At 66.2% G+C, this 12,961-nt stretch carries 10 protein-coding genes; 8 read left to right on the top strand and 2 right to left on the bottom strand.

The window, feature by feature from the left end; translation table 11 throughout:
* The first annotated feature begins 15 nt into the window (after nucleotides 1–15).
* The 4 genes from ampD to LGQ10_RS14800 all read left to right on the top strand — a co-directional run bounded on the left by ampD (nucleotide 16) and on the right by LGQ10_RS14800 (nucleotide 4,156).
* Nucleotides 16–576, top strand: a complete 561-nt coding sequence (gene ampD / locus LGQ10_RS14815) for a 1,6-anhydro-N-acetylmuramyl-L-alanine amidase AmpD (RefSeq protein ID WP_058437188.1) — start codon at nucleotides 16–18, stop codon at nucleotides 574–576.
* Nucleotides 573–1,409: a regulatory signaling modulator protein AmpE gene (ampE, locus tag LGQ10_RS14810; protein WP_058437187.1), complete on the top strand. Its 837-nt coding sequence runs from the start codon at nucleotides 573–575 to the stop codon at nucleotides 1,407–1,409. The genes ampD and ampE overlap by 4 nt, the downstream gene beginning before the upstream one ends.
* 180 nt (nucleotides 1,410–1,589) lie before the next feature.
* Nucleotides 1,590–3,620 (top strand): methyl-accepting chemotaxis protein, encoded by a 2,031-nt coding sequence (locus LGQ10_RS14805; RefSeq protein WP_226525975.1) that lies wholly within the window; start codon nucleotides 1,590–1,592, stop codon nucleotides 3,618–3,620.
* Nucleotides 3,621–3,784: 164 nt separating this feature from the next.
* A complete protein-coding gene (locus tag LGQ10_RS14800; protein ID WP_226525974.1) occupies nucleotides 3,785–4,156 on the top strand; it encodes a hypothetical protein in 372 nt (123 codons plus the stop codon).
* On the opposite strand, the gene LGQ10_RS14795 is transcribed toward LGQ10_RS14800, so the two are convergent.
* Nucleotides 4,142–4,933: a TatD family hydrolase gene (locus LGQ10_RS14795; protein WP_226525973.1), complete on the bottom strand. Its 792-nt coding sequence runs from the start codon at nucleotides 4,931–4,933 to the stop codon at nucleotides 4,142–4,144. The genes LGQ10_RS14800 and LGQ10_RS14795 overlap by 15 nt on opposite strands.
* 3 nt (nucleotides 4,934–4,936) lie before the next feature.
* On the bottom strand, nucleotides 4,937–5,932 hold the full coding sequence (cra, locus tag LGQ10_RS14790; RefSeq protein ID WP_226525972.1) for a catabolite repressor/activator: 996 nt from the start codon (nucleotides 5,930–5,932) through the stop codon (nucleotides 4,937–4,939).
* Nucleotides 5,933–6,231: 299 nt separating this feature from the next.
* Between cra and ptsP the strand changes: the two genes are divergently transcribed.
* From ptsP to LGQ10_RS14770, 4 genes are all read left to right on the top strand, one after another.
* Complete coding sequence (gene ptsP, locus LGQ10_RS14785; protein ID WP_226525971.1) at nucleotides 6,232–9,093, top strand: phosphoenolpyruvate--protein phosphotransferase; 2,862 nt, start codon at nucleotides 6,232–6,234, stop codon at nucleotides 9,091–9,093.
* Complete coding sequence (pfkB, locus tag LGQ10_RS14780) at nucleotides 9,093–10,034, top strand: 1-phosphofructokinase (RefSeq protein ID WP_226525970.1); 942 nt, start codon at nucleotides 9,093–9,095, stop codon at nucleotides 10,032–10,034. The genes ptsP and pfkB overlap by 1 nt, the downstream gene beginning before the upstream one ends.
* Before the next feature lie 11 nt (nucleotides 10,035–10,045).
* A complete protein-coding gene (locus LGQ10_RS14775; RefSeq protein WP_226525969.1) occupies nucleotides 10,046–11,803 on the top strand; it encodes a PTS fructose-like transporter subunit IIB in 1,758 nt (585 codons plus the stop codon).
* A gap of 769 nt (nucleotides 11,804–12,572) precedes the next feature.
* Nucleotides 12,573–12,950: a hypothetical protein gene (locus tag LGQ10_RS14770; RefSeq protein WP_226525968.1), complete on the top strand. Its 378-nt coding sequence runs from the start codon at nucleotides 12,573–12,575 to the stop codon at nucleotides 12,948–12,950.
* The last annotated feature ends 11 nt before the right edge of the window (nucleotides 12,951–12,961 follow it).

Raw genomic sequence — 12,961 nt, 5'->3', positions numbered from 1 at the left:
GTTGAAGGAATCGGTATGCGGCTGGACCCTGCCACGGGTTGGTGTCATGGCGTACGTCACTGTCCGTCACCCAATTTCAATGAGCGCCCGGCGGGCGAGATCTCCCTGCTGGTGATCCATAACATCAGCCTGCCGCCGGGTCAGTTCGGCACCGGCAAGGTGCAGGAATTCTTCCAGAATCGCCTTGATGTCACAGAACATCCCTACTTTGCCGGGATCGCCGACTTGCGCGTGTCTGCGCATTTTCTGATCGAACGTGACGGTGCGGTCACCCAGTTTGTCTCCTGTCTGGACCGGGCCTGGCATGCCGGTGTGTCGAGTTTCGAAGGGCGCGAGACCTGCAACGACTTTTCCCTGGGGATCGAACTGGAAGGCACCGATGAGTTGCCCTTCACAGGCGCCCAGTACCAGGCGTTGAGTCTCTTGACCGAACAACTGCAGGCGGCATTTGGTGCCATCACGCCACAACGGATCTGTGGCCATAGCGACATCGCACCCGGGCGCAAGACCGACCCGGGCCAGGCTTTTGACTGGGCACGCTATCGTGCCGCCTTGGAGAAGGGGGAAGGACAATGAGTTTTCTGGTGTTGCTGCTGGCCGTGTGGATCGAGAAGTTCTCGGCCCTGCGTCAGAAAGTGCAGCGCGACAGCGGGTGGCTGGCGCGCCTGGCGCGGATGGAGTCGAGCCCGCGCCTGGCCGGGCATCCGTGGGGAGTGCTGGGGTTGCTGGTGCTGCTGCCGGTGGTGGTGCTCGGCCTGCTGTTGCTGGTATTGCAACCGGTAGCCTATGGCCTGTTGGCATTGCCGGTACACCTGCTCGTGGTGATCTATGCCCTGGGCCGCGGCGACTTGCTCGGCGGCCTGGGCCCCTTTCGCGATGCCTGGCGGCGCGAGGACCTGCAAGCGGCGCTGCACGTGGCCAAGCGTGACCTGGGCATTTGCGCCGACACCGGCGAGCAGTTGCTGGAGCGGGTCCAGGGCCATCTCTTGTGGCAGGCCTACCAGAGCTTCTTCGCGGTCATTTTCTGGTACTTCCTGCTGGGCCCGGTCGCGGCGCTGAGCTACCGCCTGCTGGCGCTGGCCGCCGAGCACGGCAAGAACCCGGCCCTGGTGGAGCGCGCGGCGCAGCTGCGGCATGCCTTTGACTGGCTGCCCGTGCGGCTCCTGGCGGCAAGCTTCGCCCTGGTGGGCAACTTCGTCGCAGTGGGCCGGGTGATGCTCCACGAGTTGCTCAACTGGCATATCGGTGCGGCGCAACTGGTGGAAAAGGTCGGCCTGGTGGCGGGAGAAATTCCACCACCGGTGACCGGGCCGGAAGGCATCAACAGCCTCGATCGCATCTGGGAGCTGCTGCTGCGGGCCGCGGTGCTCTGGTACGCCGGGTTCGCCCTGTACACCGTGCTCATCTGAGCCCCTTGGCGAGGGAGCCGCTTCCCTCGCCCTGTTCCCCGCAGCGCCACCCAGGCGCGGTTAACTTTAAGTTACAAAACCTCCCCCGAAATTGAGCTATACAGACGGAGCGCCGAATAGTGGCTATCTGCTGCCTTCGCCTGCCTGCCAATAAAAATAAAAGAAAAGGGAGACTTCTTTGTGAAGAGCTTGCTCTATCCCGCTGTCGCGCTGATGAACCGCCTGAGCTTCGGCATGAAGTTCAGCCTGATCAGCGTGCTGTTCTTTGTACCCATGCTGGTGACCAACTTCTATCTGGTGCGCGATTCCTATCGCGAATTCCAGGGCACCCGGGTCGAACTGCAAAGCCTCGACCTGCTGGGCAGCAGCCTGGCGCTACGCCGAGACCTGGAAACCCTGAACAACCAGGTACAGATCAATGCCGGCCTCGGCCAGTCCGGCAAGGCCGGAGACCTTGAGAGCAAGATCGTCGCCCAGGAGCGCCTGGTGCTCGAGCGCCTGCAAGCCATGCACGCGGTGACCACCGACCCCCAGCAGGTGGAGATATTCAACGCCAAGCGCGACGAACTGGTGGCCGCCTTCAAGACCCAGCAAGCGGAAAGCTCGCTGCTGAACAAGAGCGGGCTGATCGGCAAGCTGCTGGGCAGCGCGCAGCTGCTCAGCCAGATCATCGCCAGCCAGTCGGGCCTCAGCCGTGACGCCCAGGGCGATATCCGCCAGCTCAGCGAACTGATCACCGGCGTCACTCCGCAGGTCACCCAGGTCCTGGGCGAGGGCCGGGCCATGGGTGCCTTCTCCCTGGGCCAGGGTTTCCTCAACTCCTCGTCCAGTACCCGTTTCGACGAGCTGCTGGTGCAGATCGAAAAACTCCAGGCCGAGTATGGCCTCAAGCTGCAGGATGCCCTGGGTTCCAGCCGGGCCGCCCACGACGCCCTCGATGGCGCGGCCAATGCCAGCAAGGGCAGCCTCAAGCAAGCCAGCGAGCTGTTCGAAGAGCAGGTGGTGATGGCCGAGACCCTGGAGGCGCCCTGGCCGGCGTTCTACGAGCAGGTCAGCCAGCTGATGGGCCAGACCTACCAGCTCAACGAAAGCACCCTGAAGTTCCTCGATGTCGAACTGCAAAAGCGCCTGGCGCAGAACCGCAGCCACATGGTGCTGCTGGTGGCGGCCCTGGCCCTGGTGTTCCTGTCGATCGTCTATCTCTATGGCGGCTTCTATGCCTCGACCCGCACCACCCTGCGGCGCCTCGGCGCCATGATGGACAAAGTGGCGGCCGGCGACATGACCGTCACCTTCACCGCCCACAGCCGTGACGAACTGGGGGAGTTGGGCAGCCTGTTCAACGGCACGGTGCTGAAGATCCATGACCTGATCGAGCGGGTCGGCCATACCGTCAGCGAAGTCGAGCGCCAGGCCGGGCAAGTGCAGAGTGTCTCGGCCCAGAGCAACCAGGCGGTGGCCGGCCAGCGCAGCCAGATCGAGCAGGTGGCCACGGCGATGAACCAGATGTCGGCCACCTCCCAGGAAGTGGCCCGCAGCGCCGCGGCGGCGGTCAGCAGTGCCCACAGCGTCAACGATGAAACCGTCAGCGGCCGGGGCCTGGTGGAATCCCAGCAGGGCAGCATCGCCCGGCTGGCCAGCGAGATCGACCAGTCGGTGCTGGTGATCAACCAGCTGGCCAGCGACAGCCAGTCCATCAGCCGGGTGCTGGAGGTGATCAAGAGCATCGCCGAGCAGACCAACCTGCTGGCCCTCAACGCCGCCATCGAGGCGGCCCGGGCCGGCGAGCAGGGGCGGGGTTTCGCCGTGGTGGCCGATGAGGTCAGGACCCTGGCCAAGCGCACCCAGCAGTCCACCGAAGAAATCGAAGACATGATCGGCAAGCTGCATGGCGGGGTCAGTGCAGCGGTCAAGGCCATGGGCACCAGCCATGCCATGGCCAATGGCACGGTCGACCAGTCGGAGAAGGTCCAGCAAGCCCTGGAAAACATCCTCGGCGCGGTGGGCATGATCGTTGACCAGAACCAGCAGATCGCCGCGGCAGTGGAGCAGCAGACGGCCGTGGCCCACGACATCGACCAGAACATCGTCGAGATCAACCGCGCCGGTGAACGTACCGCCGAAGGCGCCCACCAGACCGAAGATGCCAGTCGCCAGCTCGCAGCCCAGGTGGTCGAGCTCAAGCAGTTGATCGGCGCGTTCCGGGTCTGAACACGCCCTCCAGCACAGCCCCGGTCCGGCGGGGCTGCCACAAGCTGTAGTAATTAATCGCTTTGTCTGCGGCGTGTTTCCTGCTTTCCTGCGCGTTTTTTCGAGCGTCGCTCGCGCTCGGCCAGTCAGCCATGGCTCGTCCATGGCCCTGAGGAAATCCGCCGATGACCGTTTCTTCCGGAGTGCTGGGGCGCTGCGCCCATTGCCAGGCCCTGCTCGATCTTGAACCCTGGCAACTCAACGCCATGACCATGCAGGAGCCCTTCGCCTGCAAGCACTGCCACAAGCCGCTGAAGCTCGAGTGCCCCGCACAGGTCAAGCGCCTCAAGGCCCTGGGCTCGTTCGCCACCCTGCGGGCCATGCTGATCGTGCTGTGTGCCACGGTGCTGCTGGTCAGCCTGGCGCTGCAATGGATCGGGTTGCTGGAGCGCACCCTGCAACTGGGCATCTCGGCGCTGGTGCTGGTGGCTTACCTGCTGGTGATGACCATTGCCCGGCGTCGGCAGCGCCGCCCCCTGCTGCTACAGGCTGGCTGAGGGCCAGCCGAACACTTCGCAAGCGTTACGGGTGCTGGCGCTGGCCAGGTGCTCGGCGCTGATGCCGATGATCTCGGCCAGGGCCGCGCAGATTTCCGGCAGGTGCTGGGGGCTGTTGCGCTGGTTGGGGTACATCGCCGGGGCCATGTCCGGCGAGTCGGTCTCCAGCACCAGGGATTCCAGGGGCAATTCGGCGAGCAACTTGCGCAGGCGCAGGGCCTGGGGCCAGGTCGCGGCGCCGCCCAGGCCCAGCTTGAAACCCAGCTTGAGGTATTCCCGGGCTTCCTCGCGGCTGCCGGCGAAGGCATGGATGATCCCGCCGCGCTGGAGCTTGAAGCGCTTCAGGGTGGCGATCACGGCTGCGTGGCTGCGCCGCACATGCAGCAGCGCCGGTAGCTGGAAGTCCGCCGCCAGCTTCAATTGGGCCTCGAACAGCGCCTGCTGACGCTCGCGGTCCAGGTGCTGGAGAAAGTAGTCCAGGCCGATCTCGCCCACCGCGCACAACTGCCGATGCCCCGCCAGGCGTGCCAGCCAGTCGCCCAGGTGCTGCAGGTCGGCGGGCTGGTGATCGTCCAGGTACACCGGGTGCAGGCCGAACGCCGCGTATAGCTGCGAGTCGCCTTGCACCAGGTCCCAGACCCGCTGCCAGTTGTCCTGGTAGACCCCCAGCACCACCATCCGCCCGACACCCCGGGCGCGGCTGTCGGCCAGCAGCGCCGTGCGGTCGGCGTCGAAGTCGGGAAAATCCAGGTGGGTGTGGCTGTCGATCAGCTCCACGGTTCAGCCCTGCTGGATACGCTGCTTGAAGGTCCGGGCGATGGCCTGCACGCCGGGTTGGTAATGCCCTTCCTCGATGGCGGCCAGGGCCAGGTGCAGGGCCTTTTCAGCGATCAACGCGTGTTGCTGGGCCATGGCATTGACCGGCAGCGGCAGGAAATCCAGCAACTGAGTATCGCCAAAGGTACCCAGGCGCAGTGGCCGAGACTTGAGCGGGAAGTCGTGCAGGGCATCGAACACCCCTTGCAGCAGCACATAGGAGGTGGTCACCAGGGCATCGGGCAGGTGGCCCAGGCGCTGCAGCAACTCCTCCATCAACTGCCGGCCGCAATCGCGGCTGAAGGCCTCGCCATGCTCGATCAGCACCTCGCCGCCGAAGCCTTGCAGGGCCTGGCGGAAACCCGCAGCCCGTTCATGGCTGATGCCCAGCTCCGGGCGAGCGCCGATCAGCACGATCTGCCGGGGCTCGGGTTGCAGCAGGCTCTGGGTCAGTTGCAGGCTGGCTTGCAGGTCATCGCTGATCACCGAACAGAACTGCCCGGCTGGCATCACCCGGTCAATGGCAATGATCGGCAAGCCCTGGGCCTGCAATTGCTGGTAGCTGTCGTCTTCGGGCGGCAGGCAGCTGGCGACGAACAGCGCGTCACAGCGACGCGCGCGAAACAGCTGCAGCAGTTGCCGCTCGCTGTCCGGCGCATCGTCGGAGCTGGCGATCAGCAACTGGTAGCCCCGGGCTCGCGCCCCTTGCTCCAGCAATTTGGCGATACGCGCGTAGCTGGGGTTCTCCAGGTCCGGGAGAATGAAACCCAGGGTCCGGGTGTGGCGGCTGCGCAGGCCGGCCGCCTGTGGGTTGGGGGTGAAGCCGTGTTCCTCGACAACCGCCCGTACCCGTTCCACGGTGGCGCTGCTGATGCGTTGCTGTTCGGCCTTGCCGTTGATGACGTAACTGGCGGTGGTGACGGACACACCGGCCAATCGAGCTATATCACTGAGTTTCAACCCGGGATTTCCTTATTTTTGGTGCTTGCCCCGACATTTTCGCCAATCCTACCTGATCTGGGCACGCGACCAACGTCGGAACCGGCAGGCGACCAGCAGGACTTCAAGGGGCAGAGATTATCGAGTAACTTGCCGATCCTGCTAGATTAAACGTTTCAGCAAGCGTATTTTCTGGGCCACAGCGTCAACGTAGAAACGCTGCCGCCCGCTGGCCAGTCCCATTTTTGGCCATGACAGCGCCTACGCTGCTGACTTAAAACAATACCTAGCGCTGCCCCCCGCGCTAAATAGGAGAATCCATGCTCGAACTCACCGTAGAGCAGATATCCATGGGCCAGACGGCTGTGGACAAGTCCGCAGCGCTGCACCTGCTGGCCGACAAACTGGTGGCTGACGGCCTGGTGGCCGCGGGTTACCTGACCGGCCTCGAACATCGCGAGGCCCAGGGCTCGACCTTCCTTGGCCAAGGTATCGCCATCCCCCACGGCACCCCGCAAACCCGCGACCAGGTCTTTGCCACCGGCGTGCGCCTGCTGCAGTTTCCCGAAGGCGTGGACTGGGGCGACGGGCAGATCGTCTACCTGGCCATCGGCATCGCCGCCAAGTCCGACGAGCACCTGCGCCTGCTGCAATTGCTGACCCGCGCCCTGGGCGAGACCGACCTGGGCCAGGCCCTGCGCCGCGCCAGTTCGCCGCAGGCCCTGCTCAAGCTGCTGCAAGGCGCGCCCCAGGAGCTGGCGCTGGATGCACAGATGATCAGCCTTGGGGTGGCGGCCGAAGATTTCGAAGAACTGGTGTGGCGCGGTGCGCGCTTGTTGCGCCAGGCCGAGTGCGTGAGCAACGGCTTTGCCGCCGTGCTGCAGCAGGTCGAGGCGCTGCCCCTGGGGGATGGCCTGTGGTGGCTGCACAGTGAACAGACCGTGTTGCGCCCGGGCCTGGCCTTCGTCACCCCGGACAAACCCATCCGTTACCTGGGCCAGCCGCTGAGCGGCCTGTTCTGCCTGGCCAGCCTCGGTGAAGCCCACCAGGCCCTGCTCGAACGCTTGTGCACGCTGCTGATCGACGGTCGTGGCCAGGAGTTGTGGCGCGCTACCAGCACCCGCGCGGTGCTCGAAGTCCTGGGCGGCGAGTTGCCGGCGGACTGGCCCAGTGCCCGCATTGCCCTGGCCAACGTCCATGGCTTGCACGCCCGTCCGGCCAAGGAGCTGGCGCAACTGGCCAAGGGGTTCGAGGGCGAGATCCGCATTCGTCTCGCCGACGGCAAGGAACCGGCAGTCTCGCTGAAGAGCCTGAGCAAGCTGCTCAGCCTCGGCGCCCGGCGTGGCCAGGTGCTGGAGCTGATCGCCGAGCCGAGCATCGCCGCCCAGGCCTTGCCGGTGTTGCTGGCGGCCATCGAGCAAGGACTGGGTGAAGAGGTCGAGCCCTTGCCGACCGTCGCGGCGCACGTGGATGTGTCGCAAGAGATCGCCGCACCGCTCAGCGCGCCAACTTCCGGCAGCCTGATCCAGGCGGTCGCCGCTGCCCCCGGGATCGCCATCGGTCCGGCCCATGTCCAGGTCCAGCAGAGCATCGACTATCCGCTGCGTGGTGAGTCCGCTGCCATTGAGCGCCAGCGGTTGCAGCGGGCCCTGGGCGAGGTGCGCGAGGACATCCAGGGGCTGATCCAGCGCAGCCAGGCCAAGGCCATCCGCGAGATCTTCATCACCCACCTGGAAATGCTCGACGACCCCGAGCTAGTGGACGAGGTGGACACCCGGCTCAAGCAGGGCGAAAGCGCCGAGGCCGCGTGGATGAGCGTGATCGAAGGCGCCGCCCGGCAACAGGAAGCCTTGCAGGATGCCTTGCTCGCCGAGCGCGCCGCCGACCTGCGGGACATCGGGCGCCGGGTGCTGGCCCAGCTCTGCGGCCTGGCGGCCCCGGTCGAGCCGGAGCAACCCTATATCCTGGTGATGGATGAGGTCGGCCCCTCGGACGTGGCCCGCCTGGACCCGGCCCGGGTGGCCGGCATTCTCACCGCCCGTGGCGGCGCCACGGCCCACAGTGCCATCGTCGCTCGGGCCCTGGGCATTCCGGCGCTGGTGGGCGCCGGCGCCGGGGTACTGTTGATTGCGTCCGGCACGGCGTTGCTGCTGGATGGCCAGCGCGGTCGCCTGCATGTCGACCCGGATCCGGCGACCCTGCAGCGTGCAGTCCAGGAGCGCGACAGCCGCGAGCAGCGGCTCAAGGCCGCCGCTGAACAGCGCCACCTGCCGGCCCAGACCCGTGACGGGCATGCGGTGGAGGTGTTTGCCAATATCGGTGCCAGCGCGGAGGTTGCCGCGGCCGTGGAGAACGGCGCCGAAGGCATCGGCCTGCTGCGCACCGAACTGATCTTCATGGCCCACCCCCAGGCCCCGGACGAAGCCACCCAGGAAGCCGAGTACCGCCGCGTGCTCGATGGCCTGGGCGGGCGGCCGCTGGTGGTGCGCACCCTCGACGTGGGCGGCGACAAACCGCTGCCCTACTGGCCGATCGCCCAGGAGGAAAACCCCTTCCTCGGCGTGCGCGGCATCCGCCTGACCCTGCAACGCCCGCAGATCATGGAAGCGCAGTTGCGGGCCCTGCTGCGCTCGGCCGACGACCGCCCGCTACGGATCATGTTCCCCATGGTCGGCAGCGTCGAGGAATGGCGCCAGGCCCGGGACATGACCGAGCGCCTGCGCCGGGAAATCCCCGTGGCCGACCTGCAGCTGGGGATCATGATCGAGGTGCCGTCGGCGGCCCTGCTGGCCCCGGTACTGGCCAAGGAAGTGGACTTCTTCAGTGTCGGCACCAACGACCTCACCCAGTACACCCTGGCCATCGATCGTGGCCATCCGACCCTCTCGGCCCAGGCCGACGGCCTGCACCCGGCGGTGCTGCAACTGATCGACATCACCGTGCGCGCCGCCCATGCCCACGGCAAGTGGGTCGGTGTGTGCGGCGAGCTGGCGGCCGACCCGCTGGCGGTGCCGGTGCTGGTGGGCCTGGGCGTGGATGAGCTGAGCGTCTCTGGGCGCAGCATCGCCGAGGTCAAGGCGCGCGTTCGCGAACTCGGCCTGGCCCAGGCCCGAACCCTTGCTCAACAGGCCCTGGCCGTTGGCAGCGCCAATGATGTGCGCGCCTTAGTGGAGGCCATGTAATGGCGAAGATTCTCACCCTGACCCTCAACCCGGCACTGGATCTGACCGTGCCCCTGGCGCGCCTGGAGGTGGGGCAGGTCAACCGCAGCGAGGCCCTGCACGTGCATGCCGCCGGCAAGGGGGTGAACGTGGCCCAGGTCCTGGCTGACCTGGGCCATCGCCTGACCGTCAGCGGTTTTCTCGGCGCCGGCAATCCCCAGGCCTTCGATGAGTTGTTCGCCCGTCGTGGGTTCGTCGACGCCTTCGTCCGCGTGCCGGGGGAAACCCGCAGCAACATCAAGCTGGCCGAGGCCGATGGGCGCGTTACCGACGTCAACGGCCCCGGTCCGCAGGTCGACGAAGTCGCTCAGCAGGCGCTGCTGGCGCGCCTGGAGCAGATCGCCCCCGGGCATGACGCGGTGGTGGTCGCCGGCAGCCTGCCCCAGGGCGTGAGCCCGCAGTGGTTCCAGGCCCTGCTGCTGCGCCTGAAGGCCATGGGCCTGAAGCTGGCCCTGGACACCAGCGGTGCGGCCTTGCGTGCCGGGCTGGCGGCCGGGCCGTGGCTGGTCAAGCCCAATGGCGAGGAACTGGCCGATGCCCTGGGCCGGCCGGTGGCTTCGCCGGCTGACCAGGCTGGCGCTGCACGCCAGTTGCAGGCCCAGGGGATCGAGCATGTGGTGGTCTCCCACGGCGCCGACGGCGTCCACTGGTTCGCCGCCGACCAAGCCTTGCAGGCGCTGCCGCCCAAGGTTGCGGTGGTCAGTACGGTGGGCGCCGGCGACTCGTTGCTGGCCGGGGTGCTGCACGGCCTGCTCGCCGGCCAGGACGCCGCCCAGGCCCTGCGCACGGCCACGGCCATCGCCGCCATGGCGGTGACCCAGATCGGTTTCGGCATCGGCGACCGGGCACAACTGGCCCGCCTGGAACAGGGGGTGCGCGTGCAGCCCCTGGCAGAACAATAAGAGAGGTGCCCATGAAGTTAGCCATCGTTACTGCCTGCCCCAACGGCATGGTCACCAGCGTGCTCTGCGCACGCCTGCTGGACGCCGCGGCCCAGCGCCAGGGCTGGAGCACCAGCGTCGAGGTCCACGACCCGGCCCGTCCGGAACGCCAGCTGTCCGCGGCCATCCTGTCTGCCGCCGAGTGGGTGCTGGTGGTCAGCAGCGGGCCTGTGGATCTGTCGCGTTTCGTCGGCAAGCGGGTCTATCGCAGCAGCCCGTCCCAGGCCTTGCAGGATGTGGATGCCCTGCTGCGCCGTGGCGCCGAGCAAGCCCAGGTGCTCACGGCTGCCGAAGAGCCGCTCGAGTCCGCGCCCAGCATCGAACAGTCAACCCCACGGGTGGTGGCGATCACTGCTTGCCCCACCGGCGTGGCCCACACCTTCATGGCCGCCGAGGCCTTGCAGCAGGCGGCCAAGCGCCTGGGTTACCAGCTGCAAGTGGAAACCCAGGGTTCGGTGGGCGCGCGCAATCCGCTGAGCGCCGAGGCCATCGCCGAAGCCGACGTGGTGCTGCTGGCGGCGGACATCGAAGTGGCCACCGAACGCTTTGCCGGCAAGCGCATCTATCGCTGCGGCACCGGGGTGGCGTTGAAGCAGGCCGAGGCGACCCTGGACAAGGCGCTGGCCGAGGGGCGGCCGGAGTCCGTGGCCAGTGACGCCCAGGCGCCGGCCAAGCAGGACAAGGCCGGGGTCTACAAGCACCTGCTGACCGGGGTTTCGTTCATGCTGCCGATGGTGGTGGCGGGCGGCTTGATGATCGCCCTGTCGTTCGTCTTCGGCATCACTGCGTACAAGGAGGAGGGCACCCTGGCCGCGGCCTTGATGCAGATCGGTGGTGATACCGCCTTCAAGCTGATGGTGCCGTTGCTGGCCGGCTACATCGCCTACTCCATCGCCGACCGGCCGGGGCTGGCCCCGGGGATGATCGGCGGCCTGTTGGCCAGCACCCTGGGCGCGGGGTTCATCGGCGGTATCGTCGCCGGGTTCCTGGCCGGGTACGCAGCCAAGGTGATCAACCGTTACCTGCAATTGCCCCAGGGCCTGGAGGCCCTGAAGCCGATCCTGATCATCCCGTTGCTGGCCAGCCTGTTCACCGGCCTGGTGATGATCTACGTGGTGGGCAAGCCGGTGGCGGGAATGCTCGGAGCCCTGACCCATTTCCTCGACAGCATGGGCACCACCAACGCGATCCTGCTGGGTGTGTTGCTGGGGGCGATGATGTGTGTGGATCTGGGCGGGCCGATCAACAAGGCGGCCTATGCGTTTTCGGTGGGGCTGCTGGCGTCCCAGAGTTATGCGTCGATGGCCGCAGCGATGGCGGCAGGGATGGTGCCGCCCATTGGCTTGGGCATCGCCACGTTCATCGCCCGGCGCAAGTTCGTCCAGACCGAGCGGGAGGCGGGCAAGGCGGCACTGGTGCTGGGGTTGTGCTTTATCTCCGAAGGGGCGATTCCGTTCGCCGCCAAGGACCCGTTGCGGGTGATTCCGGCGAGCATTGCCGGTGGGGCGTTGACCGGGGCCTTGTCGATGTATTTTGGCTGCAAGCTGATGGCGCCCCATGGGGGATTGTTCGTGATGCTGATTCCGAATGCGATCAATCATGGGGTGTTGTATTTGCTGGCGATCGTGGCGGGGAGTTTGTTGACGGCGGGGGTGTATGCGGTGGTGAGGCGGGGGGATATGGGGGTGGAGCCGGAGTCTGGGGTGGGGCAGGTGGACGGGGCGGCCTGATAGCCGGCCCGGGCTCTTTGGGTTTTGTGTACATATCCGTTGTTGGTGGGGTGGCTTGCTTATGGTTCCGCCCTTACGGCGGGTCACTTTTTTCAAACGCCAAAAAAGTAACCAAAAACGCTTGCCCCCACGTCCGGCCGCTCGCTGCGCTCGGGTTCCCTCGTTCCGGTACTTCTCAGGGGGCATCGCTTCCAGCGATGTCCTCGACTGCGTCGAGGGGCGCTGCGCGCCATTCCCCTGATAAGCACCTGCACTCGGCCTCCCCAGGGGGCGGGTGGGTCAAGATCACCAGCACCACGGCGCGCCCTACCGGGCGGCGCATCGCGGGGTGTGGTGTGCGTGTTTGGCATCGCTTCGTGTAGCCGCTGCCGAAGGCTGCGCACGGGCGCGCAGCGGCCGCCTGGATCTTGAATCCGCCGAAGATTTTGTGGCCTTTCTTAGCCTTCGACAGGCTCAAAACCCATCCAAGTCTCTTTCTTTTGTAAGGGGTTTCCGAGAGACTTCCTGGCGCTTGCGGGTGAGCACTCTGCTCACTAGTCTCGGTTCGTCACTGACCCTCAGTGATCGGGTTTAGCAGCCCGATACCAAGACTCGTAAGCATCGTCGTCAGCCCAGTTGGTTATCTACCTGCTGGGTTTTGTTATGGCGGCTGTGCGTGGGGCACCCTCGGGTGCGCCGGGTTCCTTGGACCGGTCTGCTAACCCGCGTACAGCTGCCACCCTCACGTTTAGCAGCGTCGGGTGATAGCTCAACTCCAAGGAGCTACACCATGAAAAAGCTCGTCCCCGATCCACCCATTTTCTCTTCTGTTTCACGTCGCAACCCGGAGCATGACCGGGCCAACGAGGTGATTCTCCATGCACTGGTGAACACCCGTACCGGTTCGCTGATCCGGACGCTGAAACCCACGGTCGCCGCAGCGGTGGGTCGCGATTCATTGTTCAACGTCCGCTCCGGCATCAGTGCCGAGGAGGCCCTGGTCCATGTGTCCATGCTGCTCAAGGCCGCCGAGGAGGTGTCCGATGAGATCACCGAGCAGGCCAGCGGCGTCGAGCGTGGTTTGATCTGGTCCCTGGTGCATTCGGTGGAGATGGCTCGCGGCGTGGTGGATGCCTTGCTCGATGGCCATCGCCTTTCCCCTGACTGAGTGCGCACCAC

The organism is Pseudomonas sp. L5B5 (genome assembly GCF_020520285.1).
Taxonomy (GTDB): domain Bacteria; phylum Pseudomonadota; class Gammaproteobacteria; order Pseudomonadales; family Pseudomonadaceae; genus Aquipseudomonas.
Note: the sequence above shows the minus strand (reverse complement) of the source record. Positions and strands in the feature narration are given on the sequence as shown.